We start from the raw sequence: 24,307 nt of genomic DNA on the forward strand, positions 1-24,307 counted from the left end.
CATATCGAGCCATGAGCAAAGACAATTTCGAGCGTGATCTCATCAAGGCCGCTTTCGATCTCGCGGCCCAGCAAGGCTGGCGCCGGGTTTCGGTCGCCGCCGCGGCAAGGCACGGCGGCCTCGAACTCGCCAAGGCGCGCCGCCATTTTTCCTGCACCGGCATGATCCTGGCGAAATTCGGCCGCGCGGCCGATGTTCACGCCCTGCACGGTGCGATGACCGATGGCCTGGTGCGCGACCGCCTGTTCGACATCATCATGCGCAGGTTCGACTATCTGCAGCAGCATCGCGAGGGCGTGATCGCGCTGATCCGCTTCGCGCCGACCGACCCGCTGCTCGCCCTCTGGCTGCAACGCACCAACCTCGCCTCGATGGGCTGGATTCTCGAAGGGGCAGGGGTCTCATCGCGCGGCCTGCGCGGCGCTCTGCGCAAGCGCGGCCTGCTCGCCGTCTCCGCCTGGGCCCTGCGCGCCTGGATGCGCGATGACAGCGAAGACCTGTCCGCGACGATGGCCGCACTCGATGTCGCGCTGATGCGCGCCGACCAGGCCGCCAACCAATTCTCGGCCGCCTCCGCCAGCGCGCCGGACCCCACGGTGGAGCCGGATGCGCCGTTTGCGCTCGATGATCCGGCTCGGCCCAATTGAGGCCGGGGGGCTGGTCGTAAGGGAGGGGAAGGACTTCTTTTTTTGAAAAAAAAGAAGCAAAAAAACTTTTATTCGCTGGGTATGCGCTCGTGAAAGCGGTCTCGCGTCGCCGATTTCCTGGCGTTCGAAATGGCCTCGCGCTTTCCGACGCGCAGGTCTAATCTGATCCACCAGGTGCCAAATCCAGGCCCGACCCAAGCAACAAACGAGAGGATACCGTCCATGGCCGACCAACCAAAATCCAAATCGAAGGCAGCCGGTGCCGAGGCCAACCCGATGACGATGTTCATGCCCGATTTCGATTTCACCAAGGCCTTCGCCGCGATGAAATCACCCGCCATGCCCGGCATGGAAGTCGTGCTGAGCGCCTATCGCCGCAATCTCGAAGCCCTGTCGGAAGCCAATCGCGTCGCCCTCGAAGGCGCGCAGGCGGTGGCACGGCGCCATATGGAAATCATGCAGCGCACGATGACCGACCTCACCGAGCAGATGCGCGGCGTCAACGTGAACGACACGCCGCAGGCGCGCGCCACCAAACAGGCGGAATTGCTCAAACACGCCTATGAAACCGCCGTCGCCAACATGCGCGACCTCGGCGACCTGATCCAGCGATCGAACCACGATGCGGTCGAAAAACTCAATCGCCGCTTTTCCGAAGCAATGGATGAAATGAAAACCCTGATCGACAAAAAATCTTGACCCTGGCCCGATCTTGCAGAAACGGCCCGGCGCGGTGATATAATTCCGATGTCGCAAGCGATCATCACCCCGCCGCGCCTGCAATTCATCCCGGCCCGCCAGAGCGCCCGGCCGATGCACAAGCCGCTGCGCATCGCCTCGGATTACCAGCCGGCGGGCGATCAGCCCGCCGCCATCGCCGAGCTGGTGCGCGGCATCGAAGCTAACGAGCGCGATCAGGTGCTGCTCGGCGTCACCGGCTCAGGCAAGACCTTCACCATGGCCAAGGTGATCGAGGCGGTGCAACGCCCCGCTTTGGTGCTCGCGCCGAACAAGACGCTGGCCGCCCAGCTCTACGCCGAAATGAAGTCGTTCTTTCCGGATAACGCGGTCGAATACTTCGTATCCTACTACGATTACTATCAGCCCGAAGCCTATGTGCCGCGCACCGACACCTATATCGAAAAAGACGCCCAGATCAACGAAGCGATCGACCGGATGCGCCACGCCGCCACTCAGGCATTGCTCGAGCGCGGCGATGTCATCATTGTCGCCTCGGTCTCCTGCATCTACGGCATCGGCTCGGTTGAAACCTACAGCCAGATGGTCGTGCGCCTCGAAGTCGGCGGCCGGATCGACCGCGATCGCCTGGCCAAGGCGCTGGTGGAGTTGCAATACCGCCGCAACGACGCCGCCTTTCAACGCGGCACCTTCCGCCTGCGCGGCGAAACCGTCGATATCTTTCCCAGCCAGTACGAAGACCGCGCCTGGCGGGTGAGCCTGTTCGGCGACGAGATCGAAAGCATCGCCGAATTCGACCCGCTCACCGGCGAACGCATGGCCGACCTCACCTCGATCGCGGTCTATGCCAACAGCCATTACGTGACGCCGCGCCCCACGCTCGGCCAGGCGATCGGCAAGATCAAGGCCGAGCTGAAAACCCGGCTCGCGGAATTGTCCGAACAGGGCAAGCTGCTCGAAGTCGAGCGGTTGCAGCAGCGCACCACCTTCGACATCGAAATGATGGAAACCACCGGTGCGTGCAAGGGGATCGAGAATTACTCCCGCTACCTGTCCGGCCGCGAACCCGGCGATCCGCCGCCCACCTTGTTCGAATACCTGCCGGAAAACGCCTTGCTGATCGTCGATGAAAGCCACGTCACGGTGCCGCAGATCGGCGGCATGTACAAAGGCGATTTCGCGCGCAAATCGGTGCTGTCGGATTTCGGCTTCCGCCTGCCCTCCTGCATCGATAACCGCCCCCTGAAATTCGAGGAATGGGAACGCTTCCGCCCGCAGACCACTTTCGTCTCCGCAACCCCCGGCCCGTGGGAGATGGAGCGTGTCGGCGGCGTGTTCGCCGAACAGGTGATCCGCCCGACCGGTCTGGTCGACCCGATGGTGGAGGTGCGCCCGGTCGAACATCAGGTCGATGATCTGCTGGCCGAATGCCGCGCGACCGCTCAGGCCGGCGGCCGCGTGCTGGTCACCACACTGACCAAGCGCATGTCCGAAGACCTGACCGAGTATCTGACCGAGCAGGGCGTCAAGGTCCGCTATCTCCATTCCGATATCGATACGCTGGAACGCATCGAGATCATCCGCGATCTTCGCCTGGGTGTGTACGACGTGCTGGTCGGCATCAACCTGCTGCGCGAAGGGCTCGATATTCCCGAATGCATGTTAGTCGCGATTCTCGATGCCGATAAGGAAGGCTTCCTGCGCTCCGCGACATCCCTGGTGCAGACCATCGGTCGCGCCGCGCGCAATATCGATGGCCGCGTTATTCTCTACGCCGATACCATGACCCGCAGCCTCACCTACGCGATCGGCGAAACCGAGCGCCGGCGCATCAAACAAACCGCCTGGAACGAGGCGCATGGCATCACGCCGCAGAGCGTCAAAAAACACATCGGCGAAATCCTGCATTCGGTCTATGAACAGGATTACGTCACCGTTGCCCCGATCAAGGACAGTCTGACCACCGAGTTCGTCGGCAAGGATCTGAAATCGACCATGGCTGAACTGGAGAAACGGATGCGCAACGCAGCGGCCGATCTGGAATTCGAGGAGGCAGCCCGCCTGCGCGACGAAATCAAGCGCATCGAGGCGCTCGAACTCGGCCTCGCCCCGCCGCCGGTGCCAAGCGCGCGCCGCCCGCGCGACCGCACACCCGAACCGCTCGGCCCCGGCGGCGGCGGTTACGACCCGGATAAACGGCGTGGCGGCAAGCGGGGGCGTGGCCGATGAAAACCATCCTCCTGGCCGGCTGCGCCTGTTGCATCGCCACCGCCGCGCTCGCCGCCGCACCGGTCAAACTCACCGGCCAGAACGCGACCTATACGCTCGCGCTCTCGAAAGTCCGTGGCCACTCGGTCACCGGTGCCACCGGTCGTTTGCAGTTCAACGTGCTGGAAACCTGCAACGCCTACACCGTCAGCCAACGCATGACGCTGCTGATCCGCAACCAGGACGGCAGTCTGAGCCGCACGGTCAGCAATTACGATACCTGGGAAAGCAAAAGCGGCCATCGGCTCACCTTCGTGCTGCGCCAGACCGAAGGCGGCAAGACCAAAGTCGAGGATCAGGGCAGCGCCACCACCGGCCCCGCCGGTGGCGAAGTGCATTATCTGGTGCCCAAGGGCAAGGTGGTGAAACTGCCGCCCGGCACCCTGTTTCCGATGGCGCATACACGCCAGATCCTGCTTGCCGCCGCCGCCGGCAAACCCTATATCGACCCGCCTTTGTTCGACGGTACCTCGACCCACGGCGCCGAACATACGTTCGTCGCCATCCTCGGCCAGCGCAAACCCGCGCACAGCAAATTCCCCTCCCTCGCGGTCCTGCCGTCAACGCTGGTCGACATCGGATTTTTCCGCCGCACCAATAACGACACCGAACCGGATTTCCGCACCCAGATGCGCTACTACACCAATGGCGTGTCGCGTGACGTCAGGCTCGATTTCGGCAATTTCGTGCTCCACGGCGATCTGACCGCACTCACCGTGCCACCCGAAGCCTGCCCCGGCACAATGGCACCGCGCCACCCGTAGGCAACGCCCCCAACCCAGCGCGCACTCCAGCAAAAAGGGCGATGATCATGCGATCATCGCCCTTGGTGCTTGCCGAGCCCGATCCGTGGGCCGCGCGCTCAGTCCGAGGTGTCGGACGTACTCTCCGGCGATGTGGTGGTTTCCGCAGGCTTGCGCGCGGCGCGCTTGGTCGTTTTGGCCGGTGTCGCGGCTTTCGTTGCAGCCGGTTTCGCCGCCATCGGCTTCGGTGCGGCGGCGCGCGGCGTGGGGGTCTTGCGCGCCGTGCTGGTCGCCTTGCCGTTCACGGTCTTGCGCGTCGTCGCGGCGGTCCGCTTGGCGGCAGGCTTTGCGGCGGCGGTTTTCGCGGCCGGTTTCGCGGCAGCCTTCGCAACGGTCTTCTTGGCGGCAGTAGGCTTCGCAGCGGTCGCCTTGGCCGCTGGCTTCGCCTTGGGTGAAGCGGCCTTCGCCGCGGGTGCCTTGGTCGCCTTCGCGGCCGGTTTCGCGGCAGCGGTCTTGGCAGCCGGTTTTGCAGCCGGCTTGGCTGCGGCCTTCGCTGTCGTGGTCTTCGCGGCGGGTTTCGCTGCGGCCTTGGCGGCCGGCTTCGCCGCAGCCTTGGCCGGTGCCTTGGTGGCGGGTTTTTTCGCAACGGCTTTCGGCGTCGCGATCTTGGCAGCGACAACCTTGGTCTTCGCCTTGGCGGTTGATTTCGCCGGTGCGGCCTTGGGCGCTGGTTTGGCGGTCTTGGTCGCGGCACGCATCGCCATCGGCTGTGCGCGGTATTCGGTTTCAGTGGTCACGAGACTGCTCCTTCGGTCGAGGTTGTAGGTAACACGGGCAACACGCCCCCATGGACGACGGCCGGCACGTCGATAACAATCATGCGCAGCCGCGTAACAACGGATTTCATCACACGAATGATCATCAGGATCACCGCCGGATCGATCGCTTTACAGTCATGGTCCGGCATTGCGTCATCCGCGGTCATCGACCGTCCTTCCTTTCTGCGTGCGATACTCGATCAGACCAATCTGTGCTCGACCAGGTTGCGACGCGAATCGCGCGACGCACGCTAAGAATCGCTATTCACTGTCTACAGATGCGATGTCAACAAAAAGCGGCAGATTTACAGATCATTCGCATGATTTTTTTGTAAGCGTGGCGCAAACGACAATCGAGATCCAATGCCCCGAACGCGCTACACCAGCACGCCGATGCACGATCAATTTGGAAATGGCATTGCCAGCCCTAAGCTTTTTGAAATCTTAACATTTGTCGGGCACTGTTTCTCATCGCGTTTCAGGCATGCGCCGTATGCAGTCACCTTCGCACTTGCAACGCAACCCGATCGGGCGGAACATGGCAGGCGAGCTCATCGTTTTTCGTGAAAGAATCCAGCCCGTGTCCGACCCGATGCCCAATGAATGGCGGCCCCAACGCGCGGCGACACCACCGGTCGTCGCCATGCCGGGCTGGGCCACCGCACTCAGGCGCGGCCTCGCCATGCGTTGCCCCGCCTGCGGCGAAGCCTCGGCCTTCGCCGGCTACCTCACCGTGCAACCCGTCTGCCCGCATTGCGACGCACCCCTGGGCCGCGTGCCATGCGATGATGCGCCGCCCTACATCACCCTGCTGATCGCTTTGCACTTCATCATCATCACCATGGTCCTCGCCGATTACGATGGCGGCATGAACTGGATCACCTCGATGCTGATTTTCGTCCCGCTCACCATCGTGCTGCTGCTTGCCATGTTGCGCCCGATCAAAGGCGCGCTGCTCGCCATCATGCTGAAAATCAACATGCTGCGTCCTCTGCCACCGTCAGCGAAACCGGCAGCTATCGTCCATGGCTGAACCCAGCGCCGGCCGGCTGATCCGCGTCGTCCTCGCTGACGATCCGTCCGGCAGCCTCACCCCGATGCAGGAGGCCGATCGCAACCAGGCGATCGCCGATCTCGCCGCCGATAACAATTTCGCCCTCACCACCCACCCCGAGCGCCAGACCATCCTGCATCTCTCGGTGCAGGATGGTCGCCTCGTGTTCGACATCCGCACCGAAACCGACGAGACATTGCAAACCCTCGTGCTCGCACCGGGACCGTTCCGCTCGATGATCCGCGACTACCAGATGCTGCTCGACAGCTACGCCGCCGCCGTCGCCGAAGGCCGCGAAGCCCGCATCCAGGCGATCGACATGGGTCGACGCGGCCTGCACAACGAAGGTGCCGAACTCGTCATGGCCCGGCTCGACGGCAAAGTCCTGCTCGATTTCGATACCGCGCGGCGCATCTTCACCCTGGTCTGCGCGCTGCACCGGCGGATGTAGAAAATCCACATTCGTGGTATGCAGGCGCGCAACCTCCAGCGCGGATCTTCAATATGAAAATCGACGGCACCGCCTTTCGCTCCCTCTGGCTCGACGAGACCGACCATTGGTCGCTCCGCATCATCGACCAGACCAAACTGCCCTGGGCGCTCGAAATGCCGCGCCTTGCCACACTCGATGAAGTCGCCCACGCCATCAGCGCCATGCTGGTGCGCGGCGCCCCGCTGATCGGCGCCACCGCCGCCTACGGCGTCGCCATCGCAATGCGCGCCGATCCGTCCGACCACGCCTTGCAACACGCCATCACCACCCTCGCCGCAACCCGCCCCACCGCGATCAATCTGCGCTGGGCGCTCCAGCGCATGCAGGGCGTGTTGCAGGATCACCCGAAGCCCGAACGCGCCGAAACCGCCTATGCCGAAGCCGCCGCCATCTGCGATGAAGACGTCGCCACCAACCGCGCCATCGGCAAACATGGCCTGGCGCTGATCAAATCCCGCGCCACCGCAGGCAAGCGCGTCAACATCCTCACCCATTGCAACGCCGGCTGGATCGCCACGGTCGATTGGGGCACCGCACTCGCGCCGATCTACATGGCGCACGATGCCGGCATCGATGTTCACGTCTATGTCGATGAAACCCGGCCCCGCAACCAAGGCGCCTCGCTCACCGCCTGGGAACTCGGCAAGCATGGCGTCAAACACACCGTCATCGTCGATAACGCCGGCGGCCACCTGATGCAGCGCGGCGCGATCGACATGGTCATCGTCGGCACCGATCGCGTCACCAACGCGGGCGATGTCTGCAATAAAATCGGCACCTACCTCAAAGCCCTCGCCGCGCGCGACAACGGCATCCCGTTCTACGTCGCCCTGCCGTCCTCCACGATCGATTGGACCATCGCCGATGGGCTGACCGACATCCCGATCGAGGAACGCGCCGCCACCGAAGTGACCACCATGACCGGCCGCGCGCTCGATGGCAGCATCGCCACCATTCGCATCGTCCCGAAAGACAGCCCCGCCGCCAACCCCGCGTTCGACGTCACGCCCGCACGGCTGGTCTCCGGCCTGATCACCGAACGCGGCATCTGCGCCGCCGATGCGGCTTCACTTGCGGCGATGTTTCCGGAGTATCGGACGCAGGAGGCAGCTTAAGCAGTTCTTTTTTGAAAAAAAGAACCAAAAAACTTTTGTTCGTTGGCGCTGTGCTGTTGGCGCTGTCTGGGTGCGCGGTGCAGCCGGATGCGCATGCGCCGGCGTTTGCTAACAAGCCATACGAGATGTTTTCGCGCACAGCCGCCATCGCTATCGCGGTGGGTCAGTGGCGTTACTGGGGCAGTCCTGTGGTCGATACCCCACCATCGGCCTATCACCCGGCCGATGCGCAGGCGATGCAGGAACGTGACCCGGGGGATTGGCAACAGGTGGGACTGTATTGGTGGCTCGGCATGAACGCCGGCCATTTCTACGATCGCTGGACCGGCAAGCACGACGCCACCGGCAAAAAATTCCCCCCCGCCATCAACGGCCGCTTCGCCTGGTCCGCCGCCTTCATCTCCTACATCATGCGCATCGCCGGCGCCGGTCCCGATTTCCCCTACTCGCCCAACCACGCCAAATACATCGACTACGCCTGGAACGCTGCCCACGGCACCATCCCCAACCCGCTCCTGCTGGCCGAAAACCCCACCACCTACGCCCCGGTCCCCGGCGACCTGATCTGCGCCGGCCGCGACCGCGCCAGCACCATCACCTACGCTGCCCTGCCCAGCCACGGCTTCTTCCCCGCCCATTGCGCCATCGTCGTCAACCAAACCCCAGGCATGCTGTCGGTGATCGGCGGCAATGTCGATGACAAAGTCGCGCTCACCCACGTCCCCACCACCACCCGCAACACGCTGCAACACCGCGATGGCACCATCGTCGACCCGCGCTACGACTGGTTCGTCGCCCTGAAAGTGCTTTACCAACGTCAGTAACGAGGCGCCGACAGCAAAACCACACAGGCGCAAACAAGTGACACACCATCGTGCAACAGCCACTCACCCAGACAACCAAAAGTTTTTTGTTTCTTTTTTACAAAAAAGAAGTCTTCCTCACTGACCTTCCTCTCCCGGCGCGCGGGAAGTGCCATCCCCCCGCATTTAGCCTATAACCGTCCGATGCCCCGTCATCCCCAACCCACCGACGATCTGTTCGGCGCAGCCCCGCCCCAACCTGGCCGCGGCGGTCCCGCACCGATGGCCGAATCCCTCCGCCCGCACGATCTCTCGGCGGTGGTCGGGCAGGATCATCTGGTCGGCCCGCAGGGCAGCCTGACGCGTATGCTCGAACGCGGCTCGCTCGCCTCGCTCATCCTGTGGGGGCCGCCCGGCGTCGGCAAAACCACCATCGCGCGTCTGCTGGCCGATCGTGCGGGGCTGATTTTCGTGCAGATCTCGGCGGTGTTTTCGGGTGTGGCCGACCTCAAGCGCGTGTTCGAAGATGCCGCCCGCCGCCGCCGCACCGGCGACCGGATTTTGCTGTTCGTCGATGAAATCCACCGGTTCAATCGTGCGCAGCAGGACGGGTTTCTGCCGGTGGTCGAAGACGGCACCATCACTTTGATCGGTGCGACCACCGAAAACCCGTCGTTCGAACTCAACGGCGCGCTCCTTTCGCGCTGCCAGGTACTGGTGCTCAAGCGCCTCGATGATGACGCGCTCGAACTGCTGCTCGCCCGCGCCGAGGCGGCCGCCGGCACGGCGTTGCCGCTCACGCAAGCCGCACGATCCAGCCTGCGCGCGATGGCCGATGGCGATGGCCGCGCCATCCTCAACATGGCCGAACAGGTGTTCGCCGCGCGCGCGACCATCCCGCTCGACGAGGCCGAACTCACCAACCTGGTTGCCCGCCGTGCTGCTTTGTACGATCGCGACCGCGAAGAGCATTACAACCTGATCTCCGCCCTGCATAAATCGATGCGCGGGTCGGACCCGGATGCCGCACTCTACTGGCTCGCCCGCATGCTGGTCGGCGGCGAGGACGCGCGCTACATCGCCCGCCGGCTGACCCGTTTCGCGGTGGAGGACATCGGCCTCGCCGATCCCGGCGCCCTGACCCAATCGATCGCGGCGTGGGAAGCCTATGAGCGGCTGGGCAGCCCGGAGGGCGATCTCGCGATTGCGCAGCTCGTGCTCTATCTCGCGACGGCGCCGAAATCCAACGCCGGCTACCGCGCGTTCGGGGCAGCAAAGCGCGCAGCGCAGGCCACCGGCAGCCTGCCGCCGCCCGCGCATATCCTGAACGCGCCGACCAAACTGATGAAAACCCTCGGCTATGGCGCCGGCTACGCCTACGACCATGATACGCAGGATGCGTTTTCCGGCCAGAACTACTTCCCCGATGGCATTCCGCGCGAGCAGTTCTACCGCCCCGAGGGTCGCGGCCACGAGCATGAAATCAAGCGCCGGCTGGACCATTGGGCCAAGTTGCGCGATGAGCGCGCATGAGTGTTCAAACCATCACCGTCGAACCCGATCAGGCCGATATGCGGCTCGACCGGTTTCTCCGCCGCCATCACCCGCATCTGACCCAGGGTGCGATCCAGAAACTGTGCCGCACCGGGCAGATCAGGGTCGATGGCAAGCGGGTCGAAGCCTCGGTCCATGTCGCGGAGGGCCAGTCCGTCCGCATCCCGCCGCTGCCCGACCCCGCCGCCGCGCCCAAGCAGCGCCAGATCGTCGCGATGGACCAATACGACACCAAGGAACTCCTCGCCCGCGTGCTCTACCGCGACGAAGACGTGCTGGTGGTCGATAAGCCCGCCGGCCTCGCGACCCAGGGCGGCAAGGGCATCGCGCGCCATCTCGATGGCATGCTCGATGCGCTGCGCTTCGGCGCGGAAGACCGCCCGCGCCTGGTCCACCGGCTCGACCGCGATACCTCCGGCGTGCTCATCCTCGCCCGCAACGCCTTCGCCGCCGGCAAGCTCGCCGCCGCCTTTCGCGGGCGGGACATGGAAAAAACCTATTGGGCCATCGTCGTCGGCCTGCCGGTGCCGTTGGAAGGCCAGATCGACCTGCCGCTCGCCCGCATCGGCGGCTCGCAGGGCGCGCGCACCAAGCCGGTCGGCCGCGATGCCGAAGGTGCGGTCAAAGCCGTCACCGAATACCGCACGATCGACAATGCCGGCCGCAAATTCTCCTGGCTCGAACTCCAGCCGCTCACCGGGCGCACCCACCAGCTGCGCGCCCATTGCGCCGCGATCAAAACGCCGATCCTCGGCGATGCCCCCTACGGCGAAGACCGCGCCTTTGCCGAAGGCTTCGCGCGCCAGCTGCATCTGCACGCCCGCCGCCTCGTGCTGCCGCATCCGCGCGGCGGCACGCTCAGCGTCGAGGCCGAATTGCCGCCGCACATGAAGGCCGCCTTCGCCAGCCTCGGCTTCACCGCCGACCCCGCCAAAGGGGCCAACAAGCACGGAAAATCCTGATTATCACGACATCGTGAGCACCTCGTTCCGGTTTCGGCGTGGTCCGCCCGGCATTTTTGCCCCATCTGCCAGGAGATGAATTGTGGAGCGTCGCGCAAGCGGCCCCTGCGGGGGGCGCATATCGGATCAGGTCTGGTCGGATCAATTCTGGGCACGGCGCTGCTGGCAGTCGCCGCCATCCCCCAGGCCCGCGCGGCCGACCCGCAGCCCTACCAGGTCACCTTCAAGCCCAGCGGCGACAAGGCGCTGGACAGTCTGATCAAAGCCACCTCCAGCCTCGAAACCCTGCGCAAAAAACTGAAAATCGGCCCCTTCGCCCTGATCGGCCGGGCGAAATCGGACCAGGCGAAATTCATCACCGTGCTGGAAAGCGAAGGCTACGATTCCGGCGCCGCGCACCTGACCATCGATGGGCACAGCCTGTCCGACCCCGCGCTGCCCCGCCTGCTGCGCCGCGCCCCGGCGACACCGCCGGCCGCCATCGTCGTCACCATCGACAAAGGCCCGCTCTATCACATCAGCAGCATCGCAACCCCCGGCCTGACCGACCCGGCCGCCACCGCCGCACTCGGTCTCAAACCGGGCGATGCCGCCAAGGCCGCCCCGGTGATCGGCGCCGCCGCCAAGCTCGAAACCAAACTCCGCAACAGCGGCTACGCCTTCGCCAAGGTCGCCGAACCCATCGCCATCGCCGACACCAAGCGCCACACGCTGGCGATCAAATACCCCGTCACCATGGGCGAGCGCGTCGCGATCGGCCAGATCACCTACACCGGCATGCAGCACATGAGCGGCAAGTTCATCGCCCGCCACGTCAAGCTGCGCCCCGGCCAGCCCTATAGCGAAACCATCCTCAACCAGGCGCGCGACAGCCTGCTCGGCCTCGGCGTGTTCTCCTCGGTCGCCACCCACACGGCGACCGGCCCCAACCCGCCCGGTGAAGTCCCCGTCACCATTCTGGTCCATGAACAGAAGCTCCACGCCGTCTCGATCGGTGCCTCCTATTCGACCGACCTCGGCATCGATGCCGATGTATCCTGGATGGACCGCGACCTGTTCGGCGAGGCGCAGAACCTCACAATCTCGCTCGGCGCCACCGGCCTCGGCGGCACCGGCTCGACCCAGAGCGCCACCTACGGCAAGCATAATTACGTCATCAAACCCGGCTACGATGCCAAAGCGGTCTACCGTGTCCCCGATTTCATCAACCGCACCCAGTCGATCACGGCGACAATCGAGGCGCTGAAGGAATATCTCCCCGCCTACAGCCGCACCGCCGAGCTTGGCAGCGCCGAAGTCACCTGGAATTTCGCGAAATACTGGTCGTTCGACTACGGCGCCGGCTTCATCTTCGAAAAGGTCGATCAGGAAAACATCAGCCGCAGCTATCGCCTTGGCCAGATCCCGCTGACGCTGCGCTACGACACCGCCAATTCCCTGCTCAACCCGACCAAGGGCGTGAAAATCTCGCTCCACGTCACGCCCACCGTGGCGCTCGGCGCCGGTTCATCCGCCTTCACCATCGCCGAACTGACCGACAATACCTACATCAATCTCGAAGCCCCCGGCCGCGGCGTGCTCGCGGTGCGCGGCCTGCTCGGGCGCATCTTCGGTGCCAGCCAGTTCCAGATCCCGCCCGACCAGCGCTTCTACGCCGGCGGCACCGGCACGGTGCGCGGCTTCACCTACCAGACCGTCGGCCCGCTGTTCTTCGATGGCATTCCCCAGGGCGGCACCGCGATCGATGCGGTGGAAACCGAATTCCGCCAGCGCATCGGCGCGCATTTCGGCATCGCCCCGTTCGTCGATGCCGGGCAGGTCTCGGCCAACGGCACGCCGTTCACCGGCACGTTGCGGGTCGGCGTCGGGCTCGGCGCGCTCTATTACACCGGCATCGGCCCGATCCGCGTCGATGTCGGCGTGCCGGTCAACCGCCCGCCCGGCGGCGCCTCGGTTGCGGTCTATATCGGCCTGGGTCAGGCCTTCTGATGCGCCGCACGCTCAAAATCATCGGCATCATCATCGCCATCCTGATCGCGCTGCCGATCGTCGCGGTCATCGCACTCGACATCACGCTGAACACCGGGGCAGGGCGCTCTTTCGCCGCAAACAAAATCGACAGCCTCACCGGCGGCGACGTGAAAATCGCAGGCCTGTCCGGCCATTTCCCGAAATACATCGCCGCCCGCCGCATCAGCATCGCCGATGCCAAAGGCACCTACCTCACGATCGATAACATTGTGCTGCGCTGGTCGCCCTTCGCCCTGCTGCACCGCGCCGTCGATGTGCAGAATCTGACCGCGCAGAGCATCGATTTCGCCCGCCTACCGGTCGCCTCCACGACCAAGCCGAAATCGAAATCCTCCGGCGGCATCCCGATCAAATCCGCGATCATCGATCACCTCGCGATCGAGCGTCTCGCCATCGGCAAACCGGTGATCGGCCACGCCATCGCACTCCGCCTCGGCGGCCACGCGGTCGCGACCTCGCTCACCCATATCCAACTGGCCCTCGCCGCAACATCGCTGGACCAGCCTGGACAATACGATATCCACGCCACGGTCGATCCGCAAAACGTCGCCGCCAAAATCGCCCTGCACGAACCCCAAGGCGGGTTGATCGAATCACTCTCCGGCATCGCCGCCAACAAATCCCTCGCCGGCCCGCTCGATGTCACGCTCGGCCTGAACGGCCCGCGCCATAACGCGGTACTCGACCTCACCGCTTCCCTCGGTGCCCTCCATGCCAATGCAACCGGCACCGTCGATCTTTCGCGCACCGCGCCGGGTGGCGATGTCACCCTCACCATCCCCGAAATCGCGCCCTACGCCGCACTCGGCCACCGTCAACTCAACGGCCGCAACGTCCTGCACCTGATCGCAAAAAAATCCGGTACCGCAACCAATATCCATTTGAACGATGCCGTTGAAATCACCAACGGTGCCAAACCCATCCCCACGCTGGTCGGCAAACGCGCCACCATCGCGGGCGACATCACGCTCGATCAGGGCACCACCACCATCCACCGCCTCACCATCGATGCCGCCGCCATCACCGCCAAACTCGCCGGCATGATCGATGCGAAAACCATCGCCCTGCACGGCACGCTAACCCAGCCCGACATCGCCTTGATCGACCCGCAACTCGCAGGCCACGTCAGCGAACATCTCAAACTCAACGGCCCGCGCACCGATTTCGCGCTCAACACCACGATCGCCGGCGTCATCACCACCAAGGCGATCAACTCCGGCCCGTTCAACCTCGCCATCGCGATGACCAACCTGCCCAAAGCCCCCAAAGGCAGCGTCACCGGCACCGGCGCGCTCGATAACGCCCCGCTCGCGATCAACGCCGATTTCGCCCGCGGCGCCGCCGGCGATGTCGATGTCGCGCTCCACCAACTGTCCTGGAAATCCCTCACCGGCCACGGCACCATCACCCGCGCCGCCGGCGCCAAGCTGCCGGACGGCAATCTCCACCTCGCCATCACCAAACTCGCCGATTTCGGCCAACTCCTGAACATCGCGCTCGCCGGCTCGATCGATGCCGATTTCGCCCACGCCCAGGGCCAGCCCGCCACGATCAAACTCACCGCCGCCAACATCGCCGAGGGACGCTCGATCGGCGTCACCAAAGCGATCATCGCCGCCAGCCTCGATCACATCGAAACCACCCCCGCGATCGATGCCAGCGCGACCATCACCGGCCTGCGCGCCCCCTCGGTCGCCGGCGGGCTCGATCTCACGGCCAAAGGTACCGAAGCGGCGCTCGACGTCAAAGCCAAAGGCGCATTCAGCAACCTCGCCGGCAAGCCCGCCAACCTCGCCCTCTCCGGCGTGCTCGATGGCAAGGATCGCATCGTCCACCTCGCAACCCTCACCGCCGCCGCCCGCGGCGTCACCGCCCGGCTGCTCGGCCCCGCCACCATCATCGCGAAACCCGGCCTCGCTATTCATCATCTCGCCCTCGGCCTCGGCGGTCTCGGCGGCAACGCCCGCATCACCGCCAACGGCAGCATCAAACCCACGCTCGATCTCACCGCCACCATTCAGAACCTGCCCGCCGCGCTCGCCCGCGCGGCCGACCCCAAACTCGCTGCCCACGGCATGATCGATGCCAACGCCCACATCACCGGCAGCTTCACCGCCCCCACCGGCACCGTCAAACTCACCGGCCGCAACCTCGGCGTCACCACCGGCCCCGGCGCCGGCCTGCCCGCCGCCAATCTCACCGCCAATGAAACCCTGCTCGGCCACGCCATGCGCGGGACCATCGCGGCCACGCTCGGCGCCGCACGCCTTAACCTCGCCGGCACCGCGCCGCTCTCGATGACGGGCCCGATGGCGCTCACCGCCAGCCTCACCAATGTCTCGGCAACCCTGGTCCACGCGGTCGACCCGAAACTCGATGCGCGCGGCACCATCAACGCCCACGCCAAACTCGCCGGCACCCCCCGCGCGCCGCGCGGCACGATCGACCTCACCGCCCGCGGCATGCGCCTGCTCAACGGCACCACGGCATCGCTCCCCGCCGCCGACCTCATCGCCCATGAAACCCTCAGCGGCACCGCCGCGCGCGGCACCGCCCATCTCACCCTTGGCCGCAGCGCCAACCTCGATATCAACGGCACGGTCCCGCTGACCCGCACCGGCGCCATCGCCCTCGTCGTCACCGGCCGCACCGATCTGCGCCTGGTCGACCCGATCACCGAAGCCCAGGGCACCCGTGTCACCGGCATCATCACGCCCGATCTGCACATCGGCGGCACCGCCGCCGCCCCGCAGGCCAGCGGCCGCATCACCCTCACCGGCGCCAGCGTCGAAAACGTCACCTCCGGCCTCGATCTCACCAAAATCGACGCCCTGGTCACCGCCGCCGGCCAGACCATCACGCTCGATCATCTGTCCGCCCAGGCCGGCAAAGGCACCATCACCGGCCAGGGCACCATCGGCCTGCAAGCCCCGATGCCGGTGAACATCCGCATCGCCTTCAACAATGCCAGCCCCATCGCCAGCGACATCATCACCGAATCCCTCGGCGGTGCCGTCTCGATCTCGGGTGCGGTCAAAACCGCCATGAACCTCGGCGGCACCATCGATATCAACAGCGCCAACATCCAAATCCCCAAAGGCCTGCCGCCCTCGGTCACCACGCTCAACATCATCCGCCCCGGCGTCAAACCGCCACCACCGCCCGCACCCGCGCCGCCCATCGGCCTCGCGCTCAACATCGTCGCGAAAAACCAGGTGTTCATCCGCGGCGACGGCATCTTCGCCAATCTCGGTGGCGCCCTGCACCTCGCCGGCACCGCCGCCCACCCCATCCCCTCGGGCGGCTTTCACCTCATCCGCGGCTCCTTCAACCTCGGCGGCAAAAACCTCAAATTCACCAAAGGCACCATCGATTTCAACGGCGGCGGCTTCATGCCGCAACTCGACCTCGAAGCCAGCAACACCGCGGCCGATGGCACCACCTCAACCCTCGCGGTCACCGGCACCCCGACCAACCCGAAAATCGGCCTCTCCAGCAGCCCCACCCTGCCGTCCGACGAAGTGCTGGCCCATCTGCTTTACGGCACCGGCACCCAGAGCCTGTCCGCCTTCCAGGCCGTCTCGCTCGCCGCCTCGCTCGCCCAACTCGCCGGCATCGGCGGCGGCGGCGGCGGCGGCCCGCTCGGCGGCGTCCGCAAGGCGCTCGGCCTCGATGAACTCTCCCTCGGCGGCGGCGCCAACGGCAGCGCAGCCCCCACCATCAACGCCGGCCGCTATGTCGCCCCAGGCGTCTACGTCGGCGCCCAACAATCAGCGAGCGGGCAGGGGTCCACCGCCAAAGTCGAAATCAACCTCTACAAAGGCCTGAAACTCGACACCAAAGTCGGCACCGGCGGCGGCGCCGCCAGCGACAACGGCGAAAGCATCGGGCTTAAGTACCAGTTCAATTACTGAGTTGGTTCACTGCTGGCGTTGGGCTTTGGCAGCGCCGCCAGGCCGATATCTCGTTTCAACGCGGTGCCGTTACGTCGGCTTTGCGGTCAACGTGCTGAGCGCGTTGTTCGCCGCCTCGAACCCGGCGGCAATCAGTTTTTGGCGCACGACCAACGAAATGCCGGTGTCGAAAATCGGCACACCGACCCCTTCGACATAAGCGAGCGCGGTGCCCTCTTTCGGCAAGCTATCCACCACATGTGCGGAATTGGCCAGAAATAGCGTCTCGATATCGCGCATCAATAGCCCGATCAGGCTGGGCGAGCCGACCAGCGGTGTCGGTCTGCCCCCGACAACCACACCGAGGCGTAGTGCCTGATTAAGCTGATCGACGGGGATATCGTCGAACAACCCACCGTCCTGCAACCATGATCCACCGAGGCGGACAGGCGGAAACACCAAGGGAAACGCTGCCGAAGGCATCACCGCCTGCCATAAGGGGATGTCGGGCGTCGTGCCGCTCCGCCAAATCTCGCTCCGCTCCGTGGTGAGGTTGGAGGCGACAATGGTGCATGGAAACCGCGTCTGCCCCAGTGTCACCTCCCCCAAAGTCTGGCGCAACCACGCCTCGAACGGAGCCGGACTGACCAGTCCTTTGGTCAGCAGTAGCCTGATGCCCGCTGTCAGGTAAAAACGCAGCGGCAGCAGTGCCCGAAAATCAGCAGCGAGATATAACCGCTCCAGCATATCCGGCGTGATGCCGATAGCGTAACTGGCAGCGATGATCGCACCGCCGCTGGTGCCGGCGATTTCCGCCACAGAAAATCCTGCCTGCTCCACGGCACGCAATGCCCCGATATGTGCCCCCAACAACAAGCCCGAACCCGATAGTGCAATCCCGATATCGCGTTTTGTCATGCATCGTATCTACCATAGGGCCAGAGGGGGTAGGCAATCGTAAATACCGGCGGTGGTATCAGCTTAGCAGTTGACCGCCATCGACCACGATGTTTTGCCCAGTGATCCAGCGTGCGGCCGGTGATGCCAGGAACAGCGCCACGTCCGCGATCTCTTCGGCGGTTCCCAGCCGTCCGAACGGGATGGAGGCGAGGGTTGTTTCGTATAATTTCGGGTTTTCGTGTTTGCGCTTGTCCCAGACGCCGCCGGGGAATTCGATGGCGCCGGGGGAAATTGCGTTGACCCTGATGTTCTGGCGCGCCAGTTTTGCCGCTTGCGAGGCGGTATAATTGATCACCGCCGCTTTGGCCGCCGCGTAAGGACCACTGCGGATCGACGCGCGCATGCCCGAGATCGAGGCGATATTGATGATCGACCCGCCTTCATCAGCCTGCAAGAATGCAACCGCCGCCTGGCTCGCCCGCACGATCGCCATGATATCGACGCGGAGCGAGGCATCCCACCCGGTCTCGTCATCGGTCATCCCAAAGCCCGACGCGTTATTCACCAGCACGTCCATCCCACCCAGCGCCCCGGCCGCCTCGGGAATGAACGCGGCAATCTGCGCCGCATCCGCCAGATCGCACGGGGCCGCGAACACAGCACCGCCCAGCGCGCCGATCGCCTTGCGTGCCGCCTCCAGCCCTTCGGCGCCGCGCGCGCAAATCGCGACAGCCGCGCCCTCGGCGGCAAATCCCTTGGCGATCGCAAGCCCGATCCCCCGGCTGCCGCCCATCACCACCACGCGCCGATCCTTGAACCGCATGCTCATCTCTCCCAAAAAAAACCGGGGCTCCAAGGCCCCGGCTGTTGTCAAATCAAGCCGCTTTCTGCGCCAGCGGATAATCCGTATATCCCTCGGCGCCGCCCTGATAGAAGCTCGCCATGCTGAGCGGCGGATTGAGCGGCAGATCCGCCGCAAACCGCGCCACCAGATCGGGATTGGCGATATACGCCTTGCCGAACGCCACCGCATCGACCTCGCCGGCCGCAATCGCCGCCTCGGCGCTCTCCTTGGTGAAGCCTTCGTTGCCGATATAAACGCCGCCGAACGCCGCCTTCAACTGCGGCCCGATCCAGTCCGCCGCCTTGTGCTCGCGCGCCGCGATGAACGCGAGGCCCCGCTTGCCCAATTCCCGCGCCACATAGCTGAAGGTCGTCAATTTGTCGGAATCACCCATCGCATGCGCATCGCCGCGCGGTGCGAGATGCATCCCGACCCGGTCCGCACCCCACACGCCGATCACCGCGTCCGTCACTTCCAGCATCAACCGCGCGCGGTTTTCCAGCGAGCCGCCGTAGCGATCCGTGCGCTGATTGGTGCTGTCCTGCAGGAACTGATCGAGCAGATAGCCGTTCGCCCCGTGGATCTCGACCCCGTCGAACCCGGCCAGCTTCGCATGCGCCGCCGCCGCCCGATACGCCTCGATCACGCCGGCAATTTCCGCCGTCTCCAGCGCGCGCGGCGTCACATAGGGCTTTTCCGGCCGCACCAGGCTCACATGCCCCGCCGCCGCGATCGCGCTCGGCGCCACCGGCAATTCCCCGTTCAGGAACATCGGATCGGAAATCCGCCCGACGTGCCACAACTGTGCCAGGATCAACCCGCCCTTGCGATGCACCGCCTCGGTCACCAGCCGCCAACCCGCGACCTGCGCGTCCGACCACAGCCCCGGCGTCGCCGCATAACCCACGCCCATCGGCGTCACCGATGTCGCCTCGGAAAGGATCATCCCCGCATCGGCGCGCTGCGCGTAATATTCCGCCATCAGCGCGTTCGGTATCCGCACATCGCCGGCCCGCGCGCGCGTCAGCGGCGCCATGATGATGCGGTTGCGGAGCGTGAACGCCCCGGCCTTCAAAGGTTCAAATAATTTCGACATGATCAGCCTTTCAGGATGATTTTTCTGGTTCAGGAGCACATTCCGGCCGGTCGAGCGAAGCGCGCAACAGCGCCAGCAACCGCTCGATCGCCAGATCATCACGTTTGTAGAACACATAGGGCCCAACCCGCCGGCCATTGATCAGCCCCGCCGCCTGCAACGCAGCCAGATGGGCCGAAATGCTGGATTGCGATAACGGGCAGGATTGCTCGATCTGCCCGGCGCAAACCCCCAGGCTCAAAGGCTGCGCCTGCTCGGCGAAATACCGTTCAGGCTCACGCAGCTTGGCCAGAATCGCGCGCCGCACCGGATGAGCCAGGGCTTTGATCCCCTCATCCAACCCCTGCGTCGCGTCCGCCATGTCCACAATCGTCATGGACCGATATATAGATCGGACCTACCCGATATGAAGATCGCGACGAGCCGATTTGTGCAATGCAGCAATGCGCGGCCGCACCCGCCGCGTCACACCTTCGGCCGCAGCACGATCCGCACGCCGATATTGATCGCCAGCACCACCAGCATCACCAGCAGCGCCGCCGCAAACGCCAGCGCATGCGCCGATTTGTAAGGCTGGTCGATGAACGTCCAGATCACATAGGTCAAATACCCGATCGGCTGATGGATGAATTTGCCGTTCCAGACGTAATTCGACCATCCGGCGGTATAGATCAGCGGCGCCGTCTCCCCCACCGAAATCGCGAGCCCGAGCAACACGCCGGTGATCACCCCGGGCAACCCGGCCGACAGCACCACCCGGAACGCCACCGTCCGCTCCTGCGCGCCCAGCGCAAACGCCGCCTCGCGCATCGCAACCGGCACCCGCTGCAACGACAATTCGGTGATCCGCGCCAGATACGGCACGATCATGATGGCCAGCGTAATCGATCCGGCCAGCGCCGAAAACTGCCAGCCGAATCCGATCACCATGGTAATATAGGAAAAATATCCTAAAACCACCGAGGGCATCCCGGTCAGCGTGTCCGACAAAAACCGGATCACCGAACCCAGCCGGTTCTGCCCGTATTCCGACAAATACAGCCCGGCCCCGACGCCGATCGGCACGGCAAACACCAGCGAGCCGAGCGACAGCACCGCCGTCCCCACGATCGCCGCGAGCAACCCGCCCTTCACCCCGTTGCTCGATGTCGTGAACAGCGTGATCGAAAACGCCGAAGCGCCCTTGATCACAATGGTCAGCACCAGATCCAGCAGCGGCACCGCCACCAGCAGAAACGCGAACCCGCACAATCCCCAGCCGATCGCGCTGATGATCACCCGCCGCCGTTCGAGCGAGGAACGCTTCGGCGCGGCCGCTTCAAACGTTACGGACAAAGGTCGCTCCCCGCACGATCACCCGTGCCAATGCATTGACCGCCAGCGTGATCAGAAACAGCACCAGCGCAATCTCCGCCAGCGATTTCACCGCCATATTGGTCGGATCACCCAGCGCGCTGTCCAGCTGCGACAATATAAACGCCGCCATCGTGCTGATCGGCGTGAACAGCGTCTTCGGCAGATAATTCAGCGCCCCGCCCGAAACCATCAGCACCGCCATCGTCTCGCCCAGCGCGCGCCCCAGCCCGAGCACCACGCCCCCCACCAGCGTCACCCGCACGGTCGGCAGCATGGTCTTGATCACCACCTCGAACCGCGTCGCCCCCAGCGCCACCGCCGATTCCCGCAACTCGCGCGGCACCTGGCGCAGCGCATCATACAGCGTCGTCGCAATGATCGGCGTAATCATCAGCGCCAGCACAATCGCCGCCGCCAGCAGCCCGAAGCCGCTGCCCGTGCTGTTGTGGATGTTGAAAAACGGAATGAACCCGAGCACCGCGGTAATCCCCGGCCCGATGTAATGCGAAATCAGCGGCGCCAGCACATAAATACCCCACAGCCCGAACACCACGCTCGGCACCACCGCGACCAGCTCCACCAGTAGCGACAGCGCCGGCCGCAACCGCTCCGGCACCGCCTCGGCCAGAAAAATCGCCGTCCCCACCGCCACCGGCAACGCGAACAACAACGCCAGGAACGAGGAAAACAGCGTACCCACAATGAACGCCAGAATGCCGTAATTCGCCCCCAGCGGCACGGAATACCCGCGCGTCACCACCGGGTTCATATATAAATTGCCCAGGCTCCAATCGATCGTACCGATAAACCTGATCCCGTTGAACCCGATCGCCTGCCACGCATACTGCCCAAGAAACAGCACGATCACGAACAGCGCGATCGGAATCAGCAATGCAATCCCGGTCAGCCCCAGTTCAAACCGGCTGCGCTTGCGCTTAATCTGGACGGCGGACGCCGGTGGATCATCGGGCAGGGACATCGATCTTCAACTCCGAATACACCATGACAGGATAAGCTTAACGCAAAGTTAAGCGAAGCAAAGAATCTTCTTTTTTGTGAACAAAAAAGAAGCAAAAAAACTTCATCAATTTGAGCCCGTGCCGCAGCAAACGCCCCAGCCCCAGATAAATAAAAGTTTTTTGCTACTTTTTTACAAAAAAGTAGTCTTCTTCTCCCGACCCTAAAAACAAAAAACGCCCCGCCCGAATCAACCGGGCAGGGCGTCCTGCATCAACGCAATCAGCTACCGATCTTGGCAATCTGCGCGGCCGAAAGCTTCTTCACCGCCGGCGGCAGCGCCTTGAACTCGACCTGCTTCAAATAGCTCTCGTTATTGCCTTCGTTGCTGGCCCAGGTCAGCAGATCTTTCACCGCCTTCGCGGTCGCGGCATCCTTCTGCTTGGAATTCACGATCGCATATTCGTAGTTGATGATCGGGTAGCTCATCGCACCGGGCGCGAACACCAGGCTGATCCGCTCATCCGCCGGCGTCTTGCCGACCAGCTGATCCGCCGCGGCGCTGATCGTCTTGGCGGTCGGCAGCACGAACTTGCCGGCCTTGTTCAGCAGCATCGCCTTGCCGAGATGCGCTTCGGCCACTTCCTTGTAGAACGACACGCCGATATAGGCGATCGCATACGGGTTCTGCTTCAGCGCCTCGACCATGCCGGGGTTGCCGTTCGCACCCAGCCCGCCCTGCACCGCCGGCCACGACACCGTGGTGCCGTAGCCCACCGTGCTCGCCCAGGACGGCGTCGAGAAATCAAGATACTGGCTGAAAATGAACGTGTCGCCCGAACCATCGGTACGGTGCACCGGAATGATCTGATGATCCGGCAGCTTCAGGCCGGGGTTCAGCTTCTCGATCGCCGGATCGTTCCACTTGGTGATCTTGCCGGTATAAATCCCCGCCAGCACCGGGCCGGAGAATTTGATGTGCTTGTTGTTCAGACCCGGCAGATTGTAGTTGATCGCCTGGGCCGAAATCGCCAGCGGAATGTTCAGAATGTCCGGGTTCTGCTTGATCTGCTGGTCCGACATATAAGCGTCCGACGCGCCGACCTGCACGACACCGGAAATCGCCTGCGCGATACCCGCACCCGAACCGGTGCTCTGCGTGGTCACCTTCACGCCCGGATGGGCCTTCTCGAAATGCGGCACCCAGATGTTGAACAGCGGATACAGCAGCGACGAACCGGTCTCGACCAGTGAAACACCAGCGGCCTGGGCAACGCCCATGCCGAGGCCGGCGACCAGTGCAGCGGCCGCGGCGGCGCGCAGCAGTGTAGAGCGGCGCAGTTTGGAATCAGATCGCACGATGGATCTCCCTTTCGGTTGAGAACAGCATATTGAAAACCTACGGGGCGTTCATCTCGGTAACCCCTGCCGCGCCGTCTAAGCGATCAATCATGACAAGGCGACGGGGTTTCGATGAAGCTTTCATGACATCGTTGCCGCCATCACGATCTTGTTAGCCAATCACAGCTGCGCCTCGCGATGCGCGCGCATCGCCACCGCAATCCGCCCCTCCAGCATTTCCACCGGCGTTTCCAGCGCACTGTAGCGAATCGCCCGCCGCGTCACCTTGCCGTCGGCATCGCTCAGATGCAGCGTGAACACCGATCGGCTGACAAACGCCCCCGCAATCTCGCCCCACTCATACGCCTCGCGCATGCCCGGCTGCGCCACCAGCGTCACCCCGCCCGGCGCAATGATCGCGCGCGCCCGCACCACAGGATCAGCCCGCCGCCGCCGCCACGACCCCACCGCGGCAATCACCGAAACCACCCCTGCCACCGGCATCAGCAGGCTCGCGATCGTCAGAAACACGCTCGGCACCGCATCGCGCACGAACACCACCGGCCCGACCACCCCGAGTGCCAGAATCATGAACGCCACGATCAACGGCGGCGACGTCGGCGCCGGCCCCGCGCGCAGCGCGAGCGCCTCCTCCGCCATAAACGCAGGCAGCGCCGAACCCTCCGTCATCCCATCATCGATCATTGCGCAACCCTGCCAACAACCTGCCCGA

Annotated in this window: 22 protein-coding genes; 12 read left to right on the top strand and 10 right to left on the bottom strand. The window is 64.3% G+C overall.

Features of this window, described 5'->3' with window-relative positions:
• Positions 1-11 precede the first annotated feature (11 nt).
• The 4 genes from BW994_RS05545 to BW994_RS05560 all read left to right on the top strand — a co-directional run bounded on the left by BW994_RS05545 (position 12) and on the right by BW994_RS05560 (position 4,378).
• Positions 12-647, top strand: a complete 636-nt coding sequence (locus tag BW994_RS05545; protein ID WP_029311163.1) for a hypothetical protein — start codon at positions 12-14, stop codon at positions 645-647.
• 222 nt (positions 648-869) lie between these two features.
• Positions 870-1,346, top strand: coding sequence for a phasin family protein (locus BW994_RS05550; protein WP_029311164.1), 477 nt, complete (start codon positions 870-872; stop codon positions 1,344-1,346).
• Positions 1,347-1,394: 48 nt separating this feature from the next.
• On the top strand, positions 1,395-3,575 hold the full coding sequence (gene uvrB / locus BW994_RS05555; protein ID WP_029311165.1) for an excinuclease ABC subunit UvrB: 2,181 nt from the start codon (positions 1,395-1,397) through the stop codon (positions 3,573-3,575).
• The gene (locus tag BW994_RS05560) at positions 3,572-4,378 is read left to right on the top strand and encodes an EipB family protein (RefSeq protein WP_029311166.1); all 807 of its coding nucleotides are present in this window, start codon (positions 3,572-3,574) and stop codon (positions 4,376-4,378) included. The genes uvrB and BW994_RS05560 overlap by 4 nt, the downstream gene beginning before the upstream one ends.
• Before the next feature lie 98 nt (positions 4,379-4,476).
• On the opposite strand, the gene BW994_RS18815 is transcribed toward BW994_RS05560, so the two are convergent.
• Together BW994_RS18815 and BW994_RS18820 are read right to left on the bottom strand one after the other, a co-directional pair.
• A complete protein-coding gene (locus BW994_RS18815; RefSeq protein WP_035228348.1) occupies positions 4,477-5,154 on the bottom strand; it encodes a hypothetical protein in 678 nt (225 codons plus the stop codon).
• Entirely contained in the window at positions 5,151-5,342 is a 192-nt protein-coding gene (locus tag BW994_RS18820) for a hypothetical protein (RefSeq protein ID WP_029311168.1), read from the bottom strand. The genes BW994_RS18815 and BW994_RS18820 overlap by 4 nt, the downstream gene beginning before the upstream one ends.
• A gap of 413 nt (positions 5,343-5,755) precedes the next feature.
• Here BW994_RS18820 and BW994_RS05570 point away from each other — a divergent pair, with 413 nt between their 5' ends.
• The 8 genes from BW994_RS05570 to BW994_RS05605 all read left to right on the top strand — a co-directional run bounded on the left by BW994_RS05570 (position 5,756) and on the right by BW994_RS05605 (position 17,101).
• A complete protein-coding gene (locus tag BW994_RS05570; protein ID WP_245594072.1) occupies positions 5,756-6,208 on the top strand; it encodes a DUF983 domain-containing protein in 453 nt (150 codons plus the stop codon).
• Positions 6,201-6,680, top strand: coding sequence for a UPF0262 family protein (locus BW994_RS05575; protein ID WP_029311170.1), 480 nt, complete (start codon positions 6,201-6,203; stop codon positions 6,678-6,680). The genes BW994_RS05570 and BW994_RS05575 overlap by 8 nt, the downstream gene beginning before the upstream one ends.
• A gap of 53 nt (positions 6,681-6,733) precedes the next feature.
• Positions 6,734-7,837: an S-methyl-5-thioribose-1-phosphate isomerase gene (mtnA, locus tag BW994_RS05580; protein ID WP_029311171.1), complete on the top strand. Its 1,104-nt coding sequence runs from the start codon at positions 6,734-6,736 to the stop codon at positions 7,835-7,837.
• A 125-nt stretch (positions 7,838-7,962) separates the two neighbouring features.
• A complete protein-coding gene (locus BW994_RS05585) occupies positions 7,963-8,661 on the top strand; it encodes a DUF2272 domain-containing protein (RefSeq protein WP_245594073.1) in 699 nt (232 codons plus the stop codon).
• 183 nt (positions 8,662-8,844) lie between these two features.
• The gene (locus tag BW994_RS05590; RefSeq protein ID WP_076454401.1) at positions 8,845-10,173 is read left to right on the top strand and encodes a replication-associated recombination protein A; all 1,329 of its coding nucleotides are present in this window, start codon (positions 8,845-8,847) and stop codon (positions 10,171-10,173) included.
• Positions 10,170-11,156: an RluA family pseudouridine synthase gene (locus BW994_RS05595; RefSeq protein WP_029311174.1), complete on the top strand. Its 987-nt coding sequence runs from the start codon at positions 10,170-10,172 to the stop codon at positions 11,154-11,156. Before BW994_RS05590 ends, BW994_RS05595 begins: the two co-directional genes overlap by 4 nt.
• A gap of 75 nt (positions 11,157-11,231) precedes the next feature.
• Positions 11,232-13,145 (top strand): autotransporter assembly complex protein TamA, encoded by a 1,914-nt coding sequence (locus BW994_RS05600; protein ID WP_051657224.1) that lies wholly within the window; start codon positions 11,232-11,234, stop codon positions 13,143-13,145.
• Entirely contained in the window at positions 13,145-17,101 is a 3,957-nt protein-coding gene (locus BW994_RS05605; protein WP_029311176.1) for a translocation/assembly module TamB domain-containing protein, read from the top strand. The genes BW994_RS05600 and BW994_RS05605 overlap by 1 nt, the downstream gene beginning before the upstream one ends.
• Before the next feature lie 69 nt (positions 17,102-17,170).
• Here the strand turns inward: BW994_RS05605 and BW994_RS05610 are convergent, their stop codons facing one another.
• The 8 genes from BW994_RS05610 to BW994_RS05645 form a co-directional block, all read right to left on the bottom strand.
• Positions 17,171-17,998, bottom strand: coding sequence for a patatin-like phospholipase family protein (locus BW994_RS05610; RefSeq protein WP_051657225.1), 828 nt, complete (start codon positions 17,996-17,998; stop codon positions 17,171-17,173).
• Between the two features lie 58 nt (positions 17,999-18,056).
• Positions 18,057-18,803: an SDR family NAD(P)-dependent oxidoreductase gene (locus tag BW994_RS05615; protein ID WP_081849031.1), complete on the bottom strand. Its 747-nt coding sequence runs from the start codon at positions 18,801-18,803 to the stop codon at positions 18,057-18,059.
• A 52-nt stretch (positions 18,804-18,855) separates the two neighbouring features.
• On the bottom strand, positions 18,856-19,920 hold the full coding sequence (locus BW994_RS05620; protein ID WP_029311179.1) for an alkene reductase: 1,065 nt from the start codon (positions 19,918-19,920) through the stop codon (positions 18,856-18,858).
• A gap of 10 nt (positions 19,921-19,930) precedes the next feature.
• Positions 19,931-20,296: an ArsR/SmtB family transcription factor gene (locus BW994_RS05625; protein ID WP_029311180.1), complete on the bottom strand. Its 366-nt coding sequence runs from the start codon at positions 20,294-20,296 to the stop codon at positions 19,931-19,933.
• Between the two features lie 89 nt (positions 20,297-20,385).
• A complete protein-coding gene (pstA, locus tag BW994_RS05630; protein WP_029311181.1) occupies positions 20,386-21,255 on the bottom strand; it encodes a phosphate ABC transporter permease PstA in 870 nt (289 codons plus the stop codon).
• Positions 21,239-22,255: a phosphate ABC transporter permease subunit PstC gene (gene pstC / locus BW994_RS05635; protein ID WP_051657226.1), complete on the bottom strand. Its 1,017-nt coding sequence runs from the start codon at positions 22,253-22,255 to the stop codon at positions 21,239-21,241. Before pstC ends, pstA begins: the two co-directional genes overlap by 17 nt.
• 260 nt (positions 22,256-22,515) lie before the next feature.
• Entirely contained in the window at positions 22,516-23,592 is a 1,077-nt protein-coding gene (pstS, locus tag BW994_RS05640) for a phosphate ABC transporter substrate-binding protein PstS (RefSeq protein ID WP_029311183.1), read from the bottom strand.
• 162 nt (positions 23,593-23,754) lie between these two features.
• The gene (locus tag BW994_RS05645; protein ID WP_029311184.1) at positions 23,755-24,279 is read right to left on the bottom strand and encodes a hypothetical protein; all 525 of its coding nucleotides are present in this window, start codon (positions 24,277-24,279) and stop codon (positions 23,755-23,757) included.
• Positions 24,280-24,307 lie beyond the last annotated feature (28 nt).

The sequence above is a fragment of the Acidiphilium rubrum genome (assembly GCF_900156265.1).
GTDB lineage: Bacteria > Pseudomonadota > Alphaproteobacteria > Acetobacterales > Acetobacteraceae > Acidiphilium > Acidiphilium rubrum.